This window comes from Paenibacillus sp. GM1FR (genome assembly GCF_002803315.1).
GTDB lineage: Bacteria > Bacillota > Bacilli > Paenibacillales > Paenibacillaceae > Paenibacillus > Paenibacillus amylolyticus.
Genome location: NZ_MKZL01000013.1, coordinates 24,229 through 49,848, shown reverse-complemented (window position 1 = coordinate 49,848; position 25,620 = coordinate 24,229). Strand labels below are relative to the sequence as shown.

The 25,620-nt window shown below is 47.3% G+C and carries 19 protein-coding genes and 1 other annotated feature; all 19 genes read left to right on the top strand.

The features are described 5' to 3' along the window. Window positions 1-201 precede the first annotated feature (201 nt). The 19 genes from clpP to PAEAM_RS12355 all read left to right on the top strand — a co-directional run bounded on the left by clpP (window position 202) and on the right by PAEAM_RS12355 (window position 25,568). Window positions 202-792: an ATP-dependent Clp endopeptidase proteolytic subunit ClpP gene (clpP, locus tag PAEAM_RS12445; protein WP_036605886.1), complete on the top strand. Its 591-nt coding sequence runs from the start codon at window positions 202-204 to the stop codon at window positions 790-792. 12 nt (window positions 793-804) lie between these two features. Further along, window positions 805-2,058 (top strand): ATP-dependent protease ATP-binding subunit ClpX, encoded by a 1,254-nt coding sequence (clpX, locus tag PAEAM_RS12440; RefSeq protein WP_036605887.1) that lies wholly within the window; start codon window positions 805-807, stop codon window positions 2,056-2,058. Window positions 2,059-2,179: 121 nt separating this feature from the next. Next, complete coding sequence (gene ispG, locus PAEAM_RS12435; RefSeq protein WP_017692591.1) at window positions 2,180-3,277, top strand: flavodoxin-dependent (E)-4-hydroxy-3-methylbut-2-enyl-diphosphate synthase; 1,098 nt, start codon at window positions 2,180-2,182, stop codon at window positions 3,275-3,277. A gap of 167 nt (window positions 3,278-3,444) precedes the next feature. After that, window positions 3,445-5,199, top strand: coding sequence for an ATP-dependent protease LonB (gene lonB / locus PAEAM_RS12430; protein ID WP_036605888.1), 1,755 nt, complete (start codon window positions 3,445-3,447; stop codon window positions 5,197-5,199). An 86-nt stretch (window positions 5,200-5,285) separates the two neighbouring features. Further along, entirely contained in the window at window positions 5,286-7,625 is a 2,340-nt protein-coding gene (lon, locus tag PAEAM_RS12425; protein ID WP_036605889.1) for an endopeptidase La, read from the top strand. 156 nt (window positions 7,626-7,781) lie between these two features. Further along, window positions 7,782-8,438 carry a ribosome biogenesis GTP-binding protein YihA/YsxC gene (yihA, locus tag PAEAM_RS12420; protein WP_100527752.1) on the top strand — a complete coding sequence of 219 codons (657 nt, stop codon included), beginning with the start codon at window positions 7,782-7,784 and terminating at the stop codon, window positions 8,436-8,438. A 267-nt stretch (window positions 8,439-8,705) separates the two neighbouring features. Beyond that, window positions 8,706-9,293: a hypothetical protein gene (locus tag PAEAM_RS12415; protein ID WP_036605891.1), complete on the top strand. Its 588-nt coding sequence runs from the start codon at window positions 8,706-8,708 to the stop codon at window positions 9,291-9,293. Between the two features lie 335 nt (window positions 9,294-9,628). Beyond that, window positions 9,629-10,030 (top strand): adenosylmethionine decarboxylase, encoded by a 402-nt coding sequence (gene speD, locus PAEAM_RS12410; protein WP_036673526.1) that lies wholly within the window; start codon window positions 9,629-9,631, stop codon window positions 10,028-10,030. 342 nt (window positions 10,031-10,372) lie between these two features. Next, window positions 10,373-11,758 carry a glutamyl-tRNA reductase gene (gene hemA, locus PAEAM_RS12405; RefSeq protein ID WP_100527751.1) on the top strand — a complete coding sequence of 462 codons (1,386 nt, stop codon included), beginning with the start codon at window positions 10,373-10,375 and terminating at the stop codon, window positions 11,756-11,758. 14 nt (window positions 11,759-11,772) lie between these two features. Beyond that, window positions 11,773-12,600: a cytochrome c biogenesis protein CcsA gene (gene ccsA, locus PAEAM_RS12400; protein WP_036605894.1), complete on the top strand. Its 828-nt coding sequence runs from the start codon at window positions 11,773-11,775 to the stop codon at window positions 12,598-12,600. A gap of 5 nt (window positions 12,601-12,605) precedes the next feature. Next, entirely contained in the window at window positions 12,606-13,256 is a 651-nt protein-coding gene (locus PAEAM_RS12395; RefSeq protein ID WP_100527750.1) for a precorrin-2 dehydrogenase/sirohydrochlorin ferrochelatase family protein, read from the top strand. A gap of 2 nt (window positions 13,257-13,258) precedes the next feature. Continuing rightward, complete coding sequence (gene hemC, locus PAEAM_RS12390; protein WP_036605896.1) at window positions 13,259-14,215, top strand: hydroxymethylbilane synthase; 957 nt, start codon at window positions 13,259-13,261, stop codon at window positions 14,213-14,215. Window positions 14,216-14,219: 4 nt separating this feature from the next. Then, window positions 14,220-15,782, top strand: a complete 1,563-nt coding sequence (gene cobA, locus PAEAM_RS12385; RefSeq protein WP_100527749.1) for a uroporphyrinogen-III C-methyltransferase — start codon at window positions 14,220-14,222, stop codon at window positions 15,780-15,782. A gap of 102 nt (window positions 15,783-15,884) precedes the next feature. Beyond that, entirely contained in the window at window positions 15,885-16,886 is a 1,002-nt protein-coding gene (hemB, locus tag PAEAM_RS12380) for a porphobilinogen synthase (RefSeq protein WP_076216943.1), read from the top strand. A 26-nt stretch (window positions 16,887-16,912) separates the two neighbouring features. Continuing rightward, complete coding sequence (gene hemL / locus PAEAM_RS12375; RefSeq protein WP_036605898.1) at window positions 16,913-18,217, top strand: glutamate-1-semialdehyde 2,1-aminomutase; 1,305 nt, start codon at window positions 16,913-16,915, stop codon at window positions 18,215-18,217. Beyond that, the gene (locus PAEAM_RS12370) at window positions 18,214-19,119 is read left to right on the top strand and encodes an RluA family pseudouridine synthase (RefSeq protein WP_100527748.1); all 906 of its coding nucleotides are present in this window, start codon (window positions 18,214-18,216) and stop codon (window positions 19,117-19,119) included. The genes hemL and PAEAM_RS12370 overlap by 4 nt, the downstream gene beginning before the upstream one ends. 245 nt (window positions 19,120-19,364) lie before the next feature. Further along, a complete protein-coding gene (locus PAEAM_RS12365; RefSeq protein WP_100527747.1) occupies window positions 19,365-20,948 on the top strand; it encodes a LysM peptidoglycan-binding domain-containing protein in 1,584 nt (527 codons plus the stop codon). Between the two features lie 155 nt (window positions 20,949-21,103). Then, window positions 21,104-21,385: a binding site (T-box leader), on the top strand. A 61-nt stretch (window positions 21,386-21,446) separates the two neighbouring features. Beyond that, a complete protein-coding gene (locus PAEAM_RS12360; RefSeq protein WP_100527746.1) occupies window positions 21,447-24,113 on the top strand; it encodes a valine--tRNA ligase in 2,667 nt (888 codons plus the stop codon). Window positions 24,114-24,191: 78 nt separating this feature from the next. Then, the gene (locus PAEAM_RS12355) at window positions 24,192-25,568 is read left to right on the top strand and encodes a bifunctional folylpolyglutamate synthase/dihydrofolate synthase (RefSeq protein ID WP_100527776.1); all 1,377 of its coding nucleotides are present in this window, start codon (window positions 24,192-24,194) and stop codon (window positions 25,566-25,568) included. The last annotated feature ends 52 nt before the right edge of the window (window positions 25,569-25,620 follow it).

Here is a 25,620-nt window from a genome sequence, read left to right as displayed (position 1 = left end):
ACGGCAAGACGGCATAGGATGGCTTCAATTTGCACATACATAGAAAACATGGTTAAATATGATCAGGCTAAAAAAGTAAACAAATTGATGTCTCACCCCTCTTGTGAAAAATGACATTGTCACAGGAAAGTGTTAGAATGAATTTGGGTTTGCTTTACAGGTGGCCTATGTCTAATTACATGTAGAAAAGAGGTTGGTCTCATGAGTCTGGTGCCAATGGTTATAGAACAAACCAATCGAGGCGAGCGGTCTTACGATATATATTCACGTTTGCTGAAAGATCGCATTATCTTTCTAACCAGTGCGATTGATGACGATGTAGCCAATCTTGTCATAGCACAGCTTTTGTTTTTGGCAGCCGACGATCCTGAGAAGGATATCAGCTTGTACATTAACTCACCTGGTGGTTCTGTCACCGCAGGGATGGGTATATACGATACGATGCAATTTATCAAGCCGGATGTATCTACCATTTGCGTAGGGATGGCAGCAAGCATGGGCTCGTTATTGCTGACAGCCGGTGCACCTGGCAAGAGATATGCGCTGACAAACAGCGAAGTAATGATTCATCAGCCGCTTGGCGGCATTCAAGGACAGGCTGCGGATATTAAGATACACGCAGAATGGATTATTAAAACACGTCAGAAACTGAATCAAATATACGTCGATCGTACGGGTCAGCCTCTTGAGAAAATTGAGCGGGATACCGACCGTGACTTCTTCATGAGCGCTGAAGAAGCTAAGACGTACGGCATTATTGACCAGGTGCTCAGTAGACCGATCAATTCCTAAAGGGGTGGTTTCATGTTTAAATTTAACGATGAGAAAGGGCAATTGAAATGCTCTTTTTGCGGTAAATCTCAGGAGCAGGTACGCAAGTTGGTCGCTGGACCAGGCGTGTACATCTGTGATGAATGTATCGAACTTTGCACCGAAATCGTTGAGGAAGAACTTGGTCATGATGAAGAAGTAGACCTGAAAGATATTCCGAAACCAAAAGAAATTCGTAATATTCTGGACCAATATGTTATTGGACAGGAACAAGCGAAAAAATCATTGTCTGTTGCGGTGTATAATCACTACAAACGGATCAACACACAAAGCAAAATTGAAGACGTTGAATTGTCAAAGAGTAACATTTTGCTGTTAGGGCCAACAGGTTCTGGTAAAACGTTGCTTGCGCAAACGATGGCAAAAATTTTGAATGTTCCTTTTGCTATTGCGGATGCTACGTCATTAACAGAAGCGGGTTATGTGGGTGAGGATGTAGAGAACATCCTGCTCAAACTGATTCAAGCTGCTGATTATGATGTGGAAAAAGCAGAGCGTGGCATTATTTATATCGATGAGATTGATAAAGTAGCGCGTAAATCCGAAAACCCATCCATTACTCGTGATGTATCGGGCGAAGGTGTGCAACAGGCTCTCTTGAAAATTCTTGAAGGAACTGTGGCTTCTGTACCACCACAAGGTGGTCGTAAACACCCTCATCAAGAATTCATTCAGATCGATACAACAAACATCCTGTTCATTTGCGGCGGTGCCTTTGATGGTCTGGAGCAAATGATCAAACGCCGGATCGGTAAAAAAGTCATTGGCTTTAATACCGTTTCTGAGCAAAAAGATCTGAAACCAGGTGAATACCTGGGTATGGTATTGCCGGAAGATTTGCTGAAATTTGGTCTGATTCCGGAATTTGTAGGCCGTCTGCCAGTCATCTCCACTTTGGAGCCGCTGGATGAAGATACGCTGGTACGGATCCTTTCCGAACCAAAAAACGCGCTTACCAAACAGTACCAAAAACTGCTTGAGCTGGATAATGTGAATCTGGTCTTTGAACCAGCTGCATTGCTTGCGATTGCAAAAGAAGCAATTAAACGTAACACAGGTGCACGTGGATTGCGTGCCATCATTGAAGGTATCATGCTGGAAATCATGTATGAAGTGCCCTCACGTGAAGATGTTACGAACTGTGTCATTACCGAAGAAGTTGTTGAGAAAAGAGTCGTGCCTGAACTAAGCCAATCGAAGGACGATAAGCAGGAAGAGAGCGCCTAATAAAAGGCCTGAATCCCGTTGAACTCTGAAATATAGACTTGTCAGTTCTCCACTTTGGCAGAAGGCGAATTCTTGTCTCTGTCAGGGTGGAGCTTTGACGTTGTGGGGAGAGAAATCACTCATGTATTTAAGACAGGATACACGTCCCGTGAAAGTGGGAAACGTAACGATAGGTGGCAGTAACGAAGTCATTATCCAAAGTATGTGTACAACCAAAACGGCAGACGTTGAAGCAACGGTTGCAGAGATTCTGCGACTGGAAGAAGCGGGCTGTCAAGTGGTACGTGTAACGGTGAATAATGAGGAAGCTGCCGCAGCCATCAAGGAAATCAAAAAACGCATTAATATACCGCTCGTAGCGGACATTCATTTCAACTATAAGCTGGCTTTACTTGCGATTGAGAACGGCATCGATAAAGTTCGGATTAATCCAGGTAACATCGGTAAACGTGCAAAAGTGGAAGAAGTGGTTAAGGCTTGTAAAGACCGCGGCATTCCGATTCGGATTGGAGTAAATGCGGGTTCTTTGGAAAACCATCTCCTTGAGAAGTATGGGTATCCTACGGCAGATGCTATGGTAGAAAGTGCATTGTATCACATTGGTATTTTGGAAGAGCTTGATTTCCATGATATCATCGTGTCTCTCAAAGCATCAGATGTGCCGATGGCAATTGAGGCGTATACCAAAGCAGCTCAAATCATTCCGTATCCGTTGCATCTCGGGATTACCGAAGCGGGTACATTGTTCTCCGGTACGATCAAAAGCTCCGCAGGTATGGGAGCCTTATTGTCCATGGGTATTGGTTCTACGATGCGGATCTCACTGAGTGCGGACCCGGTAGAAGAAATTAAGGTCGCTCGTGATCTTCTCAAAACATTTGGACTCATCACAAATGCAGCTACATTGATCTCCTGCCCAACGTGTGGACGTTTGGATATCGACCTGTTCTCCATTGCCAACGAAGTGGAAGAGTATATCTCCAAACTGAAGGTGCCGATTAAAGTATCGGTGTTGGGTTGTGCGGTTAATGGTCCAGGTGAGGCCAAAGAAGCGGATATCGGAATTGCCGGTGCTCGTGGAGAAGGTCTCTTGTTCCGTCATGGTAAGATGATTCGTAAAGTGCCTGAAGAAATCATGGTTGAGGAATTAAAAAAAGAGATCGACAAAATCGTCGAAGCCTACGAAGAGACAGGTGTTATTCCTGGTCGTTCGCACTGATTGATTCATATCTTGTTACAACAAAAGCTCGCCAGCGATGGCGGGCTTTTTATTTTCTCGCATACAAATTCCGCATCGCCCGTTTACGTCGCGTTGAAAAGGCTATACTACCAAGTATTAGCATGATCTCATATGAGAATAGCGACAAAATAGGAGGATGTGAAGACATGGAATTTGGTATGGTCATCATGTTGATTCAGTTATTTTTTGGAGTGGTGATTGGTTTGTATTTCTGGAACCTGCTGCGTGGTCAGAAAACAAACCGCAGTGCCGTTGAGCGTGAATCTCGCAAGGAACTGGAGAAGCTGCGCAAGCTGCGTTCGATCTCACTCACCAAGCCGTTGTCGGAGAAGACGCGTCCAGCTACCATTAACGATATTGTTGGGCAAAAAGACGGGCTGCGTGCCCTTAAAGCTGCTTTGTGCAGTGCTAATCCGCAACATGTTATCATTTATGGCCCTCCCGGAGTCGGGAAGACAGCTGCGGCAAGGGTCGTTTTGGAAGAGGCTAAGAAGAATCCAACATCGCCTTTCAAGCCAGACGCGAAATTCACGGAGTTGGATGCAACAACAGCCCGTTTTGATGAACGTGGTATTGCGGACCCCTTAATTGGTTCGGTTCATGATCCGATATATCAGGGAGCAGGAGCTATGGGCGTTGCTGGTATTCCCCAACCAAAACCGGGCGCTGTGACGAAAGCGCATGGGGGAATGCTTTTTATTGATGAAATTGGTGAATTACATTCGATTCAGATGAATAAGCTGTTGAAAGTATTGGAGGATCGCAAGGTGTTTTTGGAGAGTGCGTACTATAACTCGGAAGACACGCATACTCCTGCTTATATCCACGATATTTTTCAAAATGGCCTGCCGGCCGATTTCCGCCTTGTTGGAGCAACGACACGTTCGCCTCATGAACTGCCACCAGCTCTGCGTTCCCGCTGCATGGAAGTTTATTTCCGACCTTTGTTGCCTGAGGAGATTGGGCGAATTGCAGAGGATGCTGTTCAGAAAATAGGGTTCAGTCCATGTCCGGATGCCGTTGATGTGGTCAAGCGATATGCAACCAATGGACGTGAAGCGGTCAATATCATCCAGCTGGCTGCTGGACTTGCGCTGACAGAGAAGCGTGAGACGCTTCAGGCGTCTGATGTGGAGTGGGTGGCGGGTAGCAGTCAGATTCAGCCACGGCCTGATCGGAAGGTCCCGACACAGCCGCAGGTGGGTTTTGTTAACGGCTTGGCGGTATACGGACCGAATATGGGAACCATTTTGGAGATCGAAGTATCTGCTGTTCCGGCTCTTAAAGATCAAGGCCGAATCAACATTACAGGCGTTGTGGATGAAGAAGAGATTGGAGGCGGTTCGCGTACACTCCGGCGAAAAAGTATGGCCAAAGGCTCGGTTGAAAATGTGTTAACCGTATTAAAAGCCATGGGTATTCGTCCGAATGATTACGATTTACACGTGAATTTCCCAGGTGGGACGCCTATTGATGGTCCATCCGCCGGGATCGCCATGGCGACTGCCATTACATCAGCCATTCAGAGGCGTCCTGTGGATCATGAGACAGCGATGACTGGCGAGATCAGTATTCATGGTCGGGTTAAGCCTATCGGTGGCGTGCTAGCCAAGGTGGAGGCTGCCTTTCAGGCTGGAGCGAAGACCGTTATTATTCCCGCGGAGAACTGGCAGTCCATTTTTGAGAATCTGGATGGCTTGCGCGTTATCCCGGTAGATACGGTACAGGACGTATTCCGTGAAGTGTTCGCCTGGGTTCCGGAATCACAACAAATGGAACAAACGAAGCTTGCAGAGGAGACAGTTGCACCTGCACCGGAGATTTTTCCACCGGCATCCGCTTCCTATTTGCGTGCGGACGTGCCTCGTCCAGGACAGGTTACAGATTCGGGAAGCTGCTAAGCGCTTCCCTTCATTGGTTTTTTATGTGAACATTTGATAGAATAATGAATGACTACAACCTGAGAGCCATTGGAGGTGCGAAAGCGATGGGACCGAGCAAAGCGAAAGGTCGTCGTTTTCCTTTACTGCCTTTAAGAGGACTTCTCGTCTACCCGAGTATGGTACTGCATCTCGATGTGGGCCGGGAGAAATCGGTCAAGGCTTTAGAAAAAGCGATGGTAGAAGAACATCTGATTCTCCTATGTTCCCAAGCCGAAGTAAATATTGAAGAACCAACACAAGAGGACATTTTCAGAATCGGAACCGTGGCCAAGGTCAGACAGATGCTGAAGCTTCCGAACGGTACGATTCGTGTACTCGTTGAAGGCTTGGAACGGGCTGAAATTATTGAATATACGGACAATGAGGAATATTATGAAGTACTGGCTAAAGAGCTGCCTGAAGAGGAGAATACCCATCCGGAGACGGATGCCTTGATGCGTACCGTTCTGAACCAGTTCGAGAATTATATTAATCTGTCCAAAAAAGTGACACCAGAGACACTCGCAGCGGTGTCTGACATCGAAGAACCAGGGCGTCTGGCCGATGTCATCACGAGTCACCTGTCCTTGAAGATCAAGGATAAACAGGAAATTCTGGAGACCATCGACGTTCGGGAACGTCTGGAGAAATTGCTGGATATCCTGAACAATGAGCGCGAAGTGCTGGAGCTTGAACGCAAGATCAGCCAACGTGTGAAGAAACAGATGGAGAAAACGCAGAAGGAATATTATTTGCGCGAGCAGATGAAAGCGATCCAGAAAGAACTGGGTGAAAAAGAAGGCCGTGCGGGTGAGGTCGAGGAACTTCGCACTCAGATGGAAGAACTCGGCTTGCCGGACAAGGTGAAAGAAAAGGTCGAGAAAGAAATTGATCGACTGGAGAAAATGCCTGCAAGTTCAGCCGAGGGCGGAGTTATTCGCAACTACGTGGATTGGCTGCTTGGCCTTCCTTGGAGTCAGATGACAGCGGATGATCTGGATATCCAAAAAGCCGAAGATGTGCTCAATGCAGATCATTACGGATTGGAAAAACCCAAAGAGCGTGTGCTTGAATATCTGGCTGTCCAGAAGCTCGTCAAGAAGCTCAAAGGGCCAATTCTCTGTCTGGTTGGACCTCCAGGGGTCGGTAAAACATCACTTGCTCGTTCGATCGCGAGATCGCTAGGTCGGGAGTTTGTAAGAATATCTCTTGGCGGCGTGCGGGATGAAGCCGAGATTCGTGGTCACCGACGAACCTATGTAGGGGCTATGCCTGGGCGTATCATCCAAGGGATGAAAACGGCAGGTTCACTCAATCCGGTATTCCTGCTGGACGAGATTGATAAGATGGCTTCAGACTTCCGCGGAGATCCTTCCGCAGCGTTACTTGAGGTACTTGATCCGGAACAAAATAATACGTTTAGTGATCATTTTGTCGAATTGCCGTTTGACTTATCCAACGTTATGTTTATAACAACTGCCAACACGGTACACAATATTCCGCGTCCATTGCTGGATCGGATGGAAATGCTCAACATCCCTGGTTATACGGAGCTGGAGAAGCAACAAATTGCGAAAAACTATTTGTTGCCCAAACAGAAGCAGGACCATGGTCTGGAAGAAGAGCAATTGGAAATCCCGGATGACGCGTTGTTGCGTGTAATTCGTGAATATACACGGGAGTCAGGTGTGCGTAATCTGGAACAGCAGATGGCTTCGTTATGCCGGAAAGCTGCCAAGAACATCGTATCGGGTGTGGAAGGTCAGATTAACATCTCATCCGATGAGATCAAAGACTACCTTGGACCTGGCAAGTTCCGTTATGGTATGGCCGAACTGGAAGATCAGATTGGTACCGTAACGGGTCTGGCGTGGACTGAAGTGGGTGGAGATACCCTTATTATTGAAGTGACTGTTGTGCCTGGAACAGGTAAATTGACTCTCACAGGTAAACTGGGGGATGTCATGAAGGAATCGGCACAAGCCGCATTCAGTTACACCCGTTCCAAAGCTACACAGCTTGGAATTTCGCCTGACTTCCATGAGAAGAACGATATCCATATCCACGTTCCGGAAGGAGCGATTCCGAAGGATGGTCCATCTGCCGGGATTACGATGGCAACAGCGTTAATCTCAGCCTTGACGAACAAACATGTGTCCAAGGATATCGCGATGACTGGTGAAATAACACTGCGTGGACGTGTACTGCCGATTGGTGGTCTGAAAGAGAAATCACTGGCGGCCCATCGTGCCGGCTATAAAAAAATATTATTGCCTAAGGATAACGAACGGGACCTGCGTGACATTCCAGACAGCATCAAGGAAGATGTGGAGTTTGTCCCTGTAGCCCATATGGATCAGGTATTGCAGCATGCACTTGTTGAGCAGACAGGAATTCACCTGTAATCCACGTATCCGAAAGGTTCGTATGAAGATTAGACCGTTCTGCGGAGGCTTCGGCGTCCGCTGGAACGGTTTTTTTGGTATGATAGAACAATCCATGGCATAATACCTTCAACAGGTGATGCATAGCACAGGTTTTCAAGAGAGGAAAGATACAATATGAAAGTAAATCAATCTGAATTTATTATCAGTGCCGTTCGGCCTGAACAATACCCCGAGGACGGTCTGCCAGAGATTGCTTTGGCGGGACGCTCCAATGTGGGGAAATCTTCCTTGATCAACCGTTTGATCAATCGTAAAAATTTGGCTCGGACTAGCTCAACACCGGGTAAGACACAGCAACTCAACTATTATAAAATTAATCAGGATCTCTACTTCGTCGATTTCCCGGGATATGGTTACGCCAAAGTTTCCAAAGAGCAGCGTTTTGCCTGGGGCAAAATGATGGAGAAATATTTGTTGGGACGCGAGGAATTGAAATTGGTTATGCAGATGGTGGATATGAGACATGAACCGTCCAAGGAGGACAAGATGATGAACGAATGGCTTCGTCATAATGGACTGCCTTTGGTTGTCGTAGCAACCAAGATGGACAAGATTCCAAAAACACGCAGAGCCAAATATATCAAAGTCATTAAGGAATCACTGGGTCTTCGTTCAGGGGATTTGTTTGTACCTTTTTCATCTGAAGAGGGATTGGGGAAAGAAGAGTTATGGGACATCATTACCCGCCATGCCCGCATAGATAAGTATGCACCAGTGCTGGATGCAGAGGGTGCTTCTGATGAGGAAGAAAGCAACGAAATTAACGGATAACCGAGATAGTATACCGTTTTAGTGCAGAAAAGTGAGCATGCTAAGTGAATCTTTGATGAGATCCAGATTAATCCGGTTTTTTAAGGGATTTCGTGACAATTCATCATCTGGGTCTGGAGAAAAATAACGTTAGGGTAGTGTATAATGAGCATAGGTGCATATTGCCAACAGTACCAAAATTACCGGCCATGCCGGCCTGAAGAATTTTGAGATGACTGCTACATGTGCAGGAAGACAAAACAATCGGGAAAGAATTGAGGGATTTGTATGGCTCAGCGGTTAGCCACAGAATACGTTAAGGCCACTATGAAATTGTCAGAACCCCAGATGCATCAGTTTTTGCGCATGACAGAAGACGGCAGGCTTCATCACCGGGTTAAGGTGTTGGACAATGGTTGTCAGGAGGTTGTGCTGGGGGATGTAAGTGGAGAAGAAGTGCATTTCCCTTTTGACCGCATAGAAGGGTTTTATATCTGTGAGTTATCTTGCCGCCTGGTGAATCTGCATCTGACCAACGTTGTCCGGAAGCTCTTTGTGACTTTTAAGGGTGACGGGGTCGTTCATCGGATCTATAAAGGGTTCACCATGACGTATGTTTATGCTCAAGGCACTGTCCGCAAAATTGTGGAGAAGACCGGGGAGAACACCCGAGTGATCTATGAATACAAAAATACGTTGCTTGAATTGCAACATCTGTTCCAGGCCAGAGATGTAGAACGCGAAATCAACCGTGTGTATGCCGAGATCGATTCACTACTGGACACTAGAAAAGATGCGACTGCTGATCAGCTCCATCAGATTGATGAGACCCTTGCTCGTCATCAAAAACGGTTGTTTGAGCTTGAAGCTTATTAGCTTTAAATTGTATGTTTATAAACGTATATGTATATAATGAATTCCCTTGTATCTTCCGTGCAGTGGCACTCGCCAATGTGGAGGTTTCAGGGGGATTTTTTGATGTGAGATCGAATATTCCGAATTGGAAATATTTATTTTACAATATTCTGGAAAAGGGTTGATTTCACTCTGATTCAATGTTATTTTTAATCTCGTTGAAAACAATATAGGAACCAGGATTCACTCAGGACATTATATGTTGCGAGAGATTTTTCCCTCGGGAAGTGAATGACGTAGGTCCTAGCGGATGAAATTTTTCAAACATTTTATTCCTAGGAAGGGGGAACCGAAGGATGGAATATTCAACTTTCGGAAGACACGTTGCTGTTGATACTTGGGGTGTCGACTTTAATCTACTGAACAATGCAGAGTATCTGGAAGCCCAAATGGTTGAAGCAGCGGAGGCATGTGGCGCGACAGTGATGTCCGTACAGTCCAAGCAGTTTGATCCACAGGGAGCGACCGTACTTGTACTATTGTCTGAGAGCCATCTCTCCATTCATACGTATCCTGAGAGAGGTTTTGCAGCGATTGATTGTTACACATGTGGGGAGACTGTAGATCCACAGCTTGCTATTGACTACCTGGTATCCGTATTAAAGCCTGAAAAAACGTATGCAAAGAAGTTGGTACGTGGTTTGGGCGAATTGCAAGTTGAAACACCAGACATGAACAACCAGACTGAACGGGTTTAAATAAAAAGTATATTGCATACACAATGTTCACATATCGGGATGGACACATAACCTCCCAAACTCTAATAGTCATGGAATAATTCCATGGCTATTTGTTTTAATATGCGTATCGTTATGAATATTCATAATCGACACTTTTTAACGCATAACGGTGAACTTTGGTGAGACACTACAATAAATGACAGTGCATATGATGATGAACATGGTGATTTCATAAACATTTCATAAAAATGACCCGGTCACGGCTATGATGTGTGATATAATTAACCTTGTCAATCATAAATGGATAGACATATGCAGTAAGCACTTTGATTGGAAATTTATTAGGCAGGTGAACTTGCAATGCACATCGTTGTCGTTGGTTTGAATTATCGCACGGCGCCTGTAGAGGTTAGGGAACGATTCACATTTGCAGAAAAGGATTTGTCTGAAGCGCTGCAGCAGCTCAAGCTGACCAAGAGTGTATTGGAAGGTGTAATCGTAACCACATGTAACCGTACCGAGTTGTATGTTGTGGTGGACCGTCTTCACATGTGTGGTTATTTTATTCGAACATTCATGGAACAATGGTTTAACGTACCACGGGAAGAATTTACGCAACACTTATATATATATGAAGATGATCAAGCCATGCGCCATTTGTTCCGCGTCATCTGCGGACTAGATTCCATGGTCATTGGTGAGACTCAGATTCTTGGACAGGTGAAACAGGCTTTTCTTAAAGCGCAAGAAGAGAAATCAACAGGTACCTGGTTTAATATGCTGTTCAAACAGGCAGTTACGCTGGGCAAACGGGCACATTCGGAGACTTCCATCGGGGAGAGCGCCGTATCTGTCAGTTATGCTGCTGTTGAACTCGGTAAGAGGATCTTTGGCATGTTCACAGACAAGAAGGTGCTCATTTTGGGTGCGGGCAAGATGAGTGAACTAACCGTGAAACATCTCTATGCCAACGGGGCATCCGAGGTCATCGTGGCGAATCGTACGCTCGCAAGAGCTGAAGAATTGGCAGCCAAGTTCCGGGGGACACCTTGTACGATGGAACAGGCATTAGATCGACTTAATGAAGTTGATATTGTGATTAGTTCCACTGGAGCTGAACGTTATGTCATGGATGCAGCAGTGGTACGAGAGAGCATGAAGCGTCGTCAATCTCGTCCATTGTTCCTGATTGATATTGCGGTTCCACGCGATATTGATCCGGCGATTGGTGAATTATCCAACGTATTTCTCTATGACATTGATGATCTGGAAGGAATCGTGGAGAGCAACCTGGAGATGCGTAAGGTGGAAGCTGCCAAGATTGAGAGAATGATTGAGCTTGAGATGGAGGATTATTACCATTGGCTCAAAACGTTAGGTGTTCGTCCCGTTATTCGCGCTTTGCAGGAAAAAGGTGTCTCCATTCATGAAGAAACGATGGATAGCCTGTTTAATAAACTGCCTGAGCTCGATGAACATCAACGTAAAGTCATTCGTCGTTTGACCAAGAGTATTGTGAACCAAATGACGACAGATCCGATTAATCGGATTAAGGAAATGGCAGGCACGAAGCAAGGTGATGAAGCTCTGCGCATGTTTACTCAGATTTTCGCTCTGGAAGATGCAGTAGAGATGGCCGCTGAAAAAGTGAGTCAGAGTGATGCCACAGCTCTGGCGAAACCGGCCGCTCACCTTAACGAAAACCGGCAAGACCCCGTGCCGGCTTATGCTCCGGCAGGCGTATAAGGCGGGTGGGTAGCTTGACCCTTGCTGAACAAGTTTATGAAGCTCTAATCTATATGTATGCCCTGAGCCTACTGTTCTATTTCTCGGACTGCATTCGACGCAATGCGGGGGCGAAGCGGACAGGCACAGGGTTTCTTGTCGTTGTTTGGGGATTGCAGGTAACGCATGTCATATTGCGCATGTGGACTGAAGGCCATTTCCCCATCTATACCACCTTTGATTTTTTGTTTATATTTTCATTCAGTATTGTGCTGATGTCTCTCGTCATGACTCGCATCCAGCGTTCCGAATTTGTGATTTTGTTGCTGAATGTTGTAGGTTTTTCCGTTACGGTATTAAACCGACTGTGGTTTACGGCCGGAGAGATATCACTGCATAACTGGCAAACGGTACATGGATTACTCATTATGCATATTACCTTGGCGAATCTTGGTTTTGCGGCGTTAACCGTTGCTACGGTATTTGCCATGTTATATCTGTTCCTGCACCGTAAGTTGAAGAAAAAAAAGTGGAATGATACGATGCGACGGATGCCAAGCCTGGAAGTGATCGGTAAGTATATGGATGGTGCTAATTTCATAGGTACACCGCTCCTTGGCGTTTCTGTGATGCTTGCCGTATTATCCATTGTGGCGGAAAGACGCTGGATTCTACTCTTGGATCTCAAAGTTATTGCGACAGGTCTTGCTATAGCCATCTATGTGGGGTACTTCGTATCCAAGAGAAGGAAACAGTTCTCTACAATTATCATGGCAAGATGGACACTGATCGGGTACGGATTTGTCATTATAAGTTTTTTATCCAATGCGTATTCAGCGTTTCATCGTTGGACGGGAGAGTGAAGGGGATGGACCGTTACACGCCGATATTTGTGAATACTTCAGGCAAGAAATGCTGCGTGGTTGGTGGTGGACGTGTTGCCGAACGTAAAATTAAGGGATTACTGCATGCTGAGGCACAAATTACGGTCATTAGTCCGGAGCTTACTCCCGTATTAAAACAACTGCATCATGAATCCCGAATTCAATGGATAGACCGGTCCTACCGCAATGGAGATTTGCGGGGGGCCTTTCTCGTATATGCAGCGACTGACCATTCAGAGGTCAATTCAACTGTGGTTCGGGATGCGGAGGCTGCGGGCATACTGGTCAATAACGCGATGTCTTCGGAGCACAGCAGCTTTATTACGCCAAGCGTGGTAAGGCGTGGGAGATTAAGCATAGCAATATCCACAGCAGGAGCGGGACCGGCAGCAGCTGCGGAGATACGTGCCACACTCGAACGACAGTTCGGTGATGAGTATGAGACGTACCTTGAGTTTTTGCACCAGATGAGGACTGAGGTGAAGTCACGCGTATCTTCTTCAAGTCTCAGAAGTACGTTGCTTCGGCAATTAACTGAAATGCACATATTAGAAGATATTCGTACAGGCCATTTTCGGTGGTGGACCGAAGAAGAAATCGGGGATTGGATATCCCGTAATCAGGAGGAAGTGTAGATATGCGTACAATTAAAGTTGGAAGTAGACAGAGCGCGCTTGCGCTAACCCAGACAGGTCATGTCATTCAGGATTTACGCGATATTTGTGAGCGGGAAGGATTAGCTTTTGACTTTGAAGTACATAAGATTGTTACCAAGGGAGATCTCATTCTGGATGTAACGTTGTCAAAAGTGGGCGGCAAAGGTTTGTTTGTCAAAGAGATTGAACAAGCGATGCTTGATCGTACCATTGATATGGCTGTGCATAGTATGAAGGATATGCCATCCGAGTTACCCGAAGGATTAATCAATGGTGCTATTCCTCGTCGTGCAGATCCACGGGATGCGCTGATCTCCAATGGTGGACTTACTCTGGATCAACTGCCAGAAGGAGCTAGAGTCGGAACAAGCAGTCTGCGCCGGTCGAGTCAATTAAAGGCCTATCGTCCAGATTTGCAATTGGAATCGATTCGCGGCAATATTGATTCCCGTCTGCGGAAGCTGGAGACCGAAGGATTCGATGCGATTATTCTGGCAGCTGCAGGATTGTACCGTATGGGCTGGGAAGACCGAATCACAGAGTACCTGACGGAAACAGCTTGCCTTCCGGCAGTGGGTCAAGGCGCGCTTGGTATCGAATGTCGTGAAGACGATGAGGAACTATTGCACTTGCTACAGCTGTATAACGATCCCGAGACAGCATTTCCTGTACAGGCGGAACGCCGTTTTCTCAGTGTATTAAATGGGGGCTGTCAGGTTCCGATCGGTGCTCATGCGGTGTGGGTGCCTCAGCAAGATGCAGATTCCCTGAATGGTGAAAACACGTTACAATTAACAGGTATGGTCGGCACGCCGGATGGTGGACTGATTCTTAAGGAAGCCATGATCGGCAAGGACCCGGTTCGTCTGGGTGAAGAAGTGGCGTGGAGATTGATCGAACGGGGAGCAGAGCAGATACTGGCAGAAGTTAGGGGATGAAGACATGGTGGGAAAGGTCTTTTTGGTAGGGGCAGGTCCTGGGGATGCAAAGCTGATTACGGTAAAAGGGTGGGAATCCATCGGGAAAGCCGATGCTGTAGTCTATGATCGTTTGGCAAGTCCGAGATTGTTGAAACAAATGAAACCCGGCGCAGTCAAGATTTACGTGGGCAAGCGCCCGGATCGGCATACGATGAAACAGGAAGAGATCAATCAACTGTTGGTTGATCTGGCTCTTGAAGGCAAGGTTGTGGTTCGGCTTAAGGGCGGCGATCCAACTATCTTTGGACGCGTGGGCGAAGAGGCGGGTTTGCTGCACAAAAACGGAATTCCGTTTGAGATTGTACCTGGGGTTACCGCTGCAATAAGTGTACCTGCGTATGCCGGAATTCCTGTGACTCACCGTGACTATGCATCTTCCATCTCTATTATTACGGGGCACGAGAGTCCGGACAAGCTTGATCGCAGTATCCATTGGGATAAAGTGACGAATGCAACGGGCACACTTGTATTTATGATGGGGGTTGCCAAAATTGGATATATCAGCGAACAATTGATTCGTCATGGTCGTCCAGCGCAAACACCGGTAGCTCTAATTCGTTGGGGAACACGAGCGGAACAGGATACCCTTACAGGTACCCTTGAGGATATAGAAGCGAAAGTGATCGAAGCTAATTTCCAACCACCAGCTGTTATTGTGGTGGGAGATGTCGTCAATCAGCGGGAACAGTTGAAATGGGCAGAAGCGCTGCCGCTGTTTGGCAAACGAATTCTGGTAACCCGTGCTCGCAGTCAGGCGAGTGAACTGGTGAATCGCATTGAGGAACTCGGCGGCGAACCGTATGAGTTTCCAGTCATTGAGACGGTCATGCCGTCCAGTGAATCTGCCAAGCAAAGTGTCAAAGACGCCTTCAGTGCTTTAAATACCTATGACTGGGTGTTTTTCACAAGTGTGAACGGCGTGGAGTTTTTCTTCCGCCATCTGGAACAGGAAGGCAAGGATATTCGCTCGATTCATCAAGCGAGAATTGCTGCCGTAGGACCTTCCACAGCAGATGCTTTGCGCAAACATGGCATCGTTGCAGAGGTTGTCAAAGGTCCTTTCCAGGCCGAAGGCATGCTTGAGGCTTTTGAAAGTGAGCTGAAGGAAGGCCAGAGAGTATTGCTTCCGCACGGTGATCTTGCACGTACATGGTTACGTGACCAGTTGAGAGAACGAGGAATTCAGGTCACCGAAGCCATCACCTACGATACGATCCTCGCTGGTGAGGATGATGACGAACTACTCAAGCTACTTGAAGAAGGTGGTATTCATGCGGTGACCTTTACAAGTTCATCGACGGTTACCAATTTCATGAGTATGTTGAAACGTATGGGGTTGCTAGATCCACTGCCGTTATTGAAAGATGTGGAGGTTGCATGTATCGGGCCTGTTACAGCGAAGACGGCAGAAGCCGCTGGACTGAAGGTTACACTGATGGCAGAGGAAGCAACGATGGATAGCTTGATCACAGTGCTATGCGACTGGAAACGGACAGGCACCAAAGAAGGCGCTCTTCGAAATTAATACACATGTAATCATGTCAACATATGAAGCGTGCTGAATTCGATAGGATACCAGCGCGCTTCCCTTTTTGCTCTATTTAACTTTCAGGGAGGTTTTACTCGTATGAGTTTTCCAATTGTACGGCATCGCCGTTTACGTCAATCCACAGGTATTCGCAATATGGTCAGAGAGACCCATCTAACTGTGGACGACTTTATTCAACCGATCTATGTGACGTATGGAGAAAATGTGAAATCTGAAATTAAATCCATGCCTGGCGTATTCCGCTTCTCGCTGGATCGTCTTCAGGAGGAAGTAACGGAAATTGCCGAGCTGGGAATTCCAGCCGTGTTATTGTTTGGTATTCCCGAGACGAAGGACAGTGTGGGTTCATCTGGCTTCGCTGAAGATGGCATTGTGCAGGAAGCGACGAGATTGATCAAATCCTGGTATCCAGAACTACTGGTTGTTGCGGATACTTGTCTGTGTGAATTCACGGATCACGGTCACTGCGGTATGGTACACACCGTGGAGATTGACGGTCACATCTGCGGAGATGTGTTAAATGACGAATCACTTGATCTGCTCGTGAAAACGGCAGTGTCTCAAGCCAAAGCAGGAGCGGACATTATTGCACCATCCAACATGATGGATGGATTTGTGCAAGCGATCCGCGCGGGGCTGGATGAGAATGGATTCAGTCATATTCCGATTATGTCTTACTCTGTTAAATATGCATCTGCATTCTATGGTCCATTCCGTGAAGCTGCGGATTCCACACCACAATTCGGAGACCGCAAGTCATATCAGATGGACCCGGCGAACGCGCGTGAAGCCTTGCGTGAAGCAGAGACGGATGTGCTCGAAGGAGCGGACATGTTGATGGTAAAACCATCCCTTTCCTATCTTGATGTCATGCGTACGATTAAGGATCAATTTGATCTTCCGCTTGTTGCCTATAATGTAAGTGGCGAGTATGCCATGGTGAAGGCGGCGGCGATTCAAGGCTGGATCGATGAGAAAAAAGTTGCCATGGAAATCCTGCTCAGCATGAAACGTGCAGGTGCAGATATGATCATTACCTATTACGGAAAAGACGCTTCACGCTGGTTGGCTGAGAAATAAAATACATTACATTAAGGAGGATATTCATGACTGCACAACAAGGTAATCGTCGCAATGATGAGCGCTCACGCAGCGCGTTTGAGGAAGCGAAGCAGTACATACCCGGGGGTGTGAACAGCCCTGTACGCGCATTCAAATCGGTGGGACTTACTCCGATCTATGCAGAACGCGGTGAAGGGTCCAAAATCTACGATATTGATGGCAATGTTTTTATTGACTATGTAGGATCGTGGGGCCCACTCATTATGGGACATGCACACCCTGACGTTGTAGAAGCTTTGCGTGAGACAGCCCTCAAAGGAACAAGCTTTGGTGCACCTACCTTGCTGGAGACCGAGATGGCAAAACTGGTCTGTGAGCGTGTACCTTCTATCGATATCGTGCGGATGGTTAATTCTGGCACGGAAGCAACGATGAGTGCCATTCGACTGGCACGCGGGGTAACCGGACGCAGTAAAATTCTGAAGTTTGAAGGATCATATCATGGACATGCAGACAGCTTGCTGATCAAGGCTGGCTCAGGTGTTGCAACGCTGGGTCTGCCAGATAGTCCAGGCGTGCCTGAAGGCGTAGCTGTGAATACCATTACGGTGCCTTATAACGATCTGGAGTCCGTGAGACTTGCTTTTGAACGTTATGGTGAAGAACTGGCCGCTGTTATTGTGGAGCCTGTGGCAGGTAACATGGGAGTTGTTCCTCCGGCTTCCGGTTTCCTTGAAGGCCTGCGGAGTTTGACTACCCAATATGGCAGCCTGCTTATTTTTGACGAAGTCATGACCGGTTTCCGCGTAGGGTTGAACTGTGCTCAGGGACGATATGGGGTTACACCTGACCTGACTTGTCTGGGTAAAGTTATCGGTGGCGGACTCCCGGTCGGTGCTTATGGTGGCCGTCGGGATCTGATGGAACAGATTGCTCCAACAGGACCGATCTATCAGGCAGGTACATTGAGCGGGAATCCGCTGGCTATGGCAGCAGGGTATACAACGCTCAAATTGTTAACACCAGAGGTCTATGACCGTCTGGAGACATTGTCTGCACGTCTGCAAGCCGGATTCGAGAAAAATGCAGCTGAGACGGGTATTGCGATAACCATTAACCGTGTGGGTTCCATGGTTTGTCCATTCTTCAGTGCCGTTCCAGTAACCAATTATGATATTGCCAAAGAAAGCAATCTGGATCAATTCCGTCGTTATTTTGCGGCCATGATTGATCAAGGTGTGAGTGTTGCGCCTTCGCAATACGAAGGTATGTTTGTCTCTGGTGTGCACACGGAGCAGGATATTGACGATACGATTGAGGCGAATCGTAAAGCTCTTCAATCGCTATGACCATCAAAAGTTGGAAACGCCGCGGGGAATGGCTTGAGCTGATGCCAGGGAAAGCCGTAACAGGCAGCTCGGACAAACCGATGGCCGCAGAGCAATGGTTATTGTCTGAGCTTCAGTTTCCGGAGAAACTGCTCCGTCAGCTGAAAGCAAACCAAGGAATACAACTTGCAGGGGACCGGCTTCGGCTGGCCCTTTTTGCGTCCCAGCCAATCGATGTTGAGCCACGCTGGGCTGATGTGGATGTATTATATGAGGATGATTTCTGTCTGGTTATGCACAAACCTGCAGGCATGAAACTGCATCCAGATGGAAGCCGTACCGATCAGGCGATCACGCTGGATCATGTGGTTGCCTCTTATTATGAAATGAACGGAATACAGGCGAGCGTACGCCATGTTCATCGACTGGATGAGGATACAACGGGACCTGTCCTATATGCCAAAAATGCTTTTGCCCTCGCCAAACTGGATGAAGCGATGCGTCGTAAAGAGATTGGTCGCCATTATGTAGCTATTGCAGGTGGACAAATTCCCCTTGAACTCCACAAAATTGATGCTCCGATTGGCAAGGATAGACATCACAAGCAGCGCAGACGTGTCTCGGAAGGTGGACAGGAAGCTGTTACTCATGTGGAGACCGTCGAAGTGTGGGAAAGAGCAACCCTTGTACGATTAAAGCTGGATACAGGACGAACACACCAAATTCGTGTACACCTGAGTTACGCGGGACACCCGCTCATTGGTGATTCGTTGTATGGTGGTAGAGCGGATGCCATTGGGCGACAAGCACTTCATGGAGAGATGCTTAAGTTTAGTCATCCTTTAACCGGAGCGATGATTGAAGTGAACGACCCTTGGCCATCCGACTTCACACAATTGGCAGAGCGTGAAAGGGGGTATTAATAAATGATATAAAGCGAACTTTAATAGTTACACGAGAACGGGGATAACAGTGATCGGAAGGTTATTCTGTCATCGAAGTGATTAGGTGCAACATTCTCTATTTCGCTTTATATAGCAAGGTTTTTCAAAAGGTGGCATGCTCCCCTCATTCAAGGCATATAGATGGGGTAACGAAGGATTTGGACCATGGATCAGTCCCATGAGAAGGATCATGGTGAACATATGCCGAAAGGAGGACGCCACCTTTGTTGAATCAACCTTATGGTTTGCGGTTCGATATTTATGAGCGCGTTCATTTGTCTGAGGGAGTTCCTGCGATTGAGGAATTGGAGGAGATTGAACTATACCCACGCATTCAAGTCATAGGGCAGGATGATCATGCCACATTAAGAGGGCATCTTTTACTTACAGGTGCGTACAGAGGAGAAAATGAGGCTTCAGAGGAGCTCAAACATTTCATTCCCGTGGAGATCACAGTGCCGCTGAACCGGGTCAGATCGATTGAGGATATTTCCATCGAGATCGAAAATTTTGACGTGGATCTGTTATCCAATCGCAGTCTGAACATTACAGGTGTATTGTCGCTGCGAGGTATCGAAGGTTTTCCTGTTGAAGAGCCACAAGTATGGTCAGCAGATGAGTTTACAGTTGTTCATTCACCTGATGTTCAGCAATCCAACCGTTCCGATGAAGCAGCACAGGCAGGTAGCGATCCCAACACATTTGCACAAGAGTACCTGCTCCAGCGGAGTGAGGAAGAGAGACTTGCGAATGCAGCAGAACTTGCATATGGTGCTCCGGAATTCGCTGACCTGTCCACAAGGGAAGAGACATTAAGGAATAGCGAAGAATGGCAGCAAGAATATGCGGATTCGTCTTCGGTCGAGCCACTTCAGTCCGAGGAGCAAAGTGCGGAGTACGCTAACGAAAACAGACAACCTGATGCAAACGAAGATCCTGCATCTCTGACAGCGAATGGAGATGAATTGGCATCTCATGAGCAATACAGCGAACCTTCTCCGATCTCGTCATTTATGGCAGAGACTGCAGATCGATTAGCTTCTTACCCTGAGTCGGAACCATTGCTGCCTCTGGAAGATGAGTCTTCGGGTTGGTCCGAGCCTTCCGTGGATGTATTACCTGCGAACTCGAGAGGTGGAGATCAAGCAGTCTCAGAGCCTGCAGCTCAATCATCTAATGAGTTGGCAGCACAGGATGTACCGGACGCACCAGAGGTATGGCACTTCGAATCAGCGAGATCTGTACCTCAGCAGGAGAATCAGGCAGTTGCCGATGTCCCGGTTGAATCACAGGCGGAGAACTGGCAAGGTGTATTTGCTTCGTCCGAACCAGGCAACGCTGAGGAAGATCGGCCGTCTTTTGAAGCGACTGGGGTAGACGAGTTCGTACAGAACGAAGCATTTGTTCCTGAACCTGTGGCTGAGACGGAAGACAAGCCGGAGCTGAAGGTTGCTTTTGGCAGCAAAAAAGAATCCGCACCACGGCAAGAAGAGGGCGTAGGTATCTCTTCCTTGTTATCCTCCGGTAGAGCGGCACGCGATGCTGAAGTGGAGCGAGGCGATGAGGTTCCTGCGGGTGTAGTACAGGAAGAAACGTATCCAGCTGATGATGTGGAATGGAAGAACCTGTTCCTGGGAACGATCGTGGACCAGACCCCATTCCGCAAGGTGAAACTGTGCATCGTTCAGCGAGAAGATACACTGGATGCCATTGCAGATCGATATCAATTGAGCACGAGGGAACTTCAGTTGTATAACCGATTATCTGAGCAGGTTGTGGAAGAAGGTCAGATATTGTACATCCCTTAATCCGTAGTTAAAGCCTTCGTTACGACCCGTGATCCCCTTGAGGATTGCGGGTTTTTGTATGATTCGTCCTAAACCTGCATTCCAGCGCTCTTTATCCGCTGTTGTCAGGTTGACTATCGCGCACGAGCAAGGTATGATGTGTGTAGGTTTTTTGAAGAACAACGTGGAACGGGAGTAGTAGACAGTATGACCTTTCAGAGAGTGGAATTGCAACGCTGTGAGATTCCGCAGGAACCAACTGATCGAAGTCGCCCGGGAGTTGCCTGTTTGAATACAAGGGATGAATGAGATCTATCGTCATTTATTTCTGAGGTAGGATGGGCCGGTAGCAGCCGTTATCTGCTTGAAGTGTCACGTCATGTACAGAGGGTGAAGTCTATCTTGCTGTCAGCGTGAAACAAAGGTGGTACCGCGAAAGCTAACCTTTCGTCCTTTGATGGATGAAAGGTTTTTTTTGTTTTTTTTGGCGAAGATGATGAAGTAACGGAGGAATGACACATGTCTGAGGAAAAAAAATCAGCTGCAACAGAAATGCCGACCACTTACGATCCTAAGGCGGCAGAGGATAAATGGTACTCCACCTGGATGGAGCGTGGATATTTCAAAGCCGGTCAACGTAAAGATGCAGAGCCGTATACGATTGTAATTCCACCCCCAAATGTGACCGGGATGCTGCACATTGGGCATGCGCTTGATTTTACACTGCAGGATATTCTGATCCGCACCAAACGGATGCAAGGTTATGACGCACTGTGGCTTCCGGGTTCCGACCATGCAGGTATTGCTACCCAAACCAAAGTGGAGCAGAAGCTGCGTGAAGAAGGTCTGACTCGTTATGATCTGGGACGTGAGAAGTTTCTGGAGAAGGTATGGGACTGGAAAGATCAATATGCCACTACCATTCGTCAGCAATGGGGCAAAATGGGATTGTCGCTTGATTACTCACGTGAACGTTTTACGCTGGATGAAGGTCTGTCCCAAGCGGTTCGTAAAGTATTTGTTCAACTGTATGAAAAAGGCCTTATTTACCGAGGCAAACGTATCATTAACTGGGACCCGGTGAACCGGACAGCTCTGTCCGACATTGAGGTTGAATATAAAGAGGTTCAGGGTCACCTGTACCATCTGCGGTACCCGCTCAAAGACGGAAGTGGCTACGTTACAGTGGCAACAACGCGTCCTGAAACGATGCTGGGTGATACAGCGGTTGCTGTTCATCCGAAGGATGAGCGTTATGCAGATATGATTGGTAAAGTACTTGTACTGCCTATCATTGGACGCGAAATTCCAATTATCGCTGATGATTATGTGGATAAAGAGTTTGGAAGTGGTGCAGTTAAAATCACACCTGCGCATGATCCAAATGACTTTGAAGTAGGTCTTCGTCATGATCTTCCTCAGATTACGGTAATGGATGAGAGCGGCACAATGAATGCTGAGGCAGGCAAGTATCAGGGACTGGACCGCAGTGACTGCCGCAAGCAGATTGTTGCTGACTTGAAAGAGCAGGGCGTATTGATCAACATTGAGGATCACACGCATCAGGTTGGACACAGTGAACGTACCGGAGCTGTTGTTGAGCCGTATCTGTCTACACAGTGGTTCGTTGAGATGAAGCCACTTGCAGAGAGAGCGATTAAAAAACAACAGAGCGGCGAAGGGGTTAATTTTGTTCCAGATCGTTTTGAGAAAACCTATCTGAACTGGATCGAAAACGTTCGTGACTGGTGTATTTCCCGTCAACTGTGGTGGGGACATCGTATACCTGCTTGGTATGATGAAGAAACAGGTGAAATCATCGTATCTGCTGAAGATCCAACAACGCTGCCAGAGTATGCTGGACGCAAGCTCAGACAGGACGAAGACGTACTCGATACTTGGTTTAGCTCCGGCTTATGGCCATTCTCCACACTAGGCTGGCCGGAAGATACGGAAGACCTGAAACGTTATTATCCGACAAGTGTACTTGTGACAGGGTATGACATCATATATTTCTGGGTTGCACGTATGATTTTCACTGCATTGGAATTCACCGATGAGATTCCGTTCAAGGATGTGCTGATGCATGGTCTTGTCCGTGATGCAGATGGACGTAAAATGTCCAAATCACTGGGTAACGGTGTAGATCCGCTGGATGTGATTGAGAAATACGGCGCAGATGCAATGCGTTACATGATCTCAACCAGCAGCACGCCAGGTCAGGATCTGCGTTTCCGTTGGGAACGGGTGGAGCAGGCTCGTAATTTCGCCAACAAGATCTGGAATGCTTCGCGCTTTGCATTGATGAATCTGGAAGGATTCACCTATGAGGAACGTGACATTAGCGGAGAGCTTGGTACAGCGGATTATTGGATTTTGCACCGTTTGAACGAAACTTCCCGCGATATTACGCGTCTAATCGAAGCGTATGAATTTGGGGAAACGGGTCGTGTGTTGTATAACTTTATCTGGGATGACCTGTGTGACTGGTACATTGAGTTTGCTAAGCTGTCCTTCTATGGGGAAGATCCGGTTGCCAAGAAGAAAACACAATCCGTGCTTGCTTATGTGCTGGATCAGACCATGCGCCTGATTCATCCGTTTATGCCATACATCTCCGAAGAGATCTGGCAGCATCTGCCGCATGAAGGTGAGACCATTACGCTGGCATCATGGCCGGTATATGATCCTGCTCTTGAGAACCCAGAGGCTGTTGCCGAGATGAACCTGCTTATGGATACCATTCGTGCAGTGCGAAACATTCGTGCAGAAGTGAATGTGCCGATGAGCAAAAAGATCGAGCTGATGGTCAAAGCTAACAGTGCTGAGACGTCCAGCATCATTGAACGTAACAGCCATTACATCAAACGTTTCTGTAATACGTCCGAGTTCGATAGTGGGCTGGATTTAAACTCACCGGATAAGGCAATGACTGCGATCATTACGGGGGCAGAACTATACTTGCCGCTCGCAGGTCTTATTGATATCGAGCAGGAAGTGGCTCGTTTGGAGAAAGAGTTGGAGAACCTTGAGGGCGAAGTTCTCCGTGTAGAGAAAAAGCTGGCGAACGAAGGCTTTGTAGCCAAAGCTCCTGCCAAAGTTATTGAGGAAGAGCGCGCCAAACAAGCAGATTATTCCGATAAACGGGATAAAGTGATTGCACGAATCAAGGAACTTAAAGGTTAATATATGTGGGGCGGATGGAGAGCCATTATGCCATCCGGCCGCTTTTTTCACTCAAACTCGGGACCGAAGGTGAATCAGATGACGGAATTAGACGTGACAGATGCAGCAGCTCCTTTACTTACGTACAACGAGGCCGTGGACTGGATCAATGGCCTTATTCCTTTTGGCATCCGACCTGGATTGGAACGAATCGAGAGTCTGATGTCCATGTTAGGCAATCCACACCAACGTCTCAAATTTATTCATGTCGCGGGAACGAACGGCAAAGGTTCGACTTGCGCTTTTTTGACGTCAGTGCTTCTTCAGGCTGGATATGATGTGGGTACCTTTACGTCGCCTTATATCACCAAGTTTACAAACCGTTTTCAATACAACGGTGAGGATATTCCTGAAGAAATCCTGCTTAAGCTCTCGAACCGATTACATCCACTGGTCAGGGAAATGGCCTCCACTCCGCTTGGATCACCCACGATGTTTGAGGTGTCCACGGCTCTGGCGCTTCTGTACTATGCAGAGGAGTGTTACCCTGACGTTGTGGTATGGGAGACGGGGCTAGGGGGAAGGATGGACGTAACGAATATTGTCGCACCTGTTGTGTCCGTCATCACGAACATTGGTATGGATCATACGGATGTGCTTGGAGATACGATTGAGCAGATTGCTGGAGAAAAGGCAGGTATTATCAAGCCGGGAGTACCCGTTGTGACTTGCGCGACTCAACCCGAAGCTGTGAAGGTGATTCAGGAGAAAGCACAGCAGCTTCAATCAAGCGTGTATTTGGCTGGAGATCAATTCTCTTATCATAGACTGGACAGCAATGAGAACGGACAATCTTTTCATTTTACAGGCCCGTTCCGTGATCTGGACGTTCGCATACGCATGCAGGGCTCACATCAATGTGACAATGCAGCGGCCGCACTTATGGTGCTTGAATTGCTTAGACAATACATGGCATTTATGCTGGATGACAACGATATTGCACTTGGACTGGAGAATGCTTTCTGGGCAGGAAGATTCGAAAAAGTCGTCGATGAACCCCGAATTGTGCTTGATGGAGCACATAATCCGGAAGGGGCAGAGTCACTGGCCAAGAGCATTATGGATGTCTATCCACACAACAAGTTAATTTTGATGATGGGTATGTTGGCAAATAAGCATCACGAAGCGTATTTGCAGCATATACTGCCACTAGTGGATACGCTGATCCTGACCGAGCCAGATTTCCGACGCAAAATGGATGCAGCCGAATTGCTGCAGATTGTCGAACGGGTACGTCCCGCCATTGCGAAGCAGGAACTGGAAATCATCGTCGAGCCCGAATGGGCAAAGGCACTTGATCTATTGAAGTCACGGACGGAAGCGGAAGATCTGGGGGTGGTCTCCGGCACACTGTACCTGATTGCGGATGTGCGGGCAGCCCTTTTGCATCAAACCGATTCTGAAAAAGGTTGGTGAAAGTTTTGTTAAATACATCGGAACACGTTCATTTTATAGGGATTGGCGGATA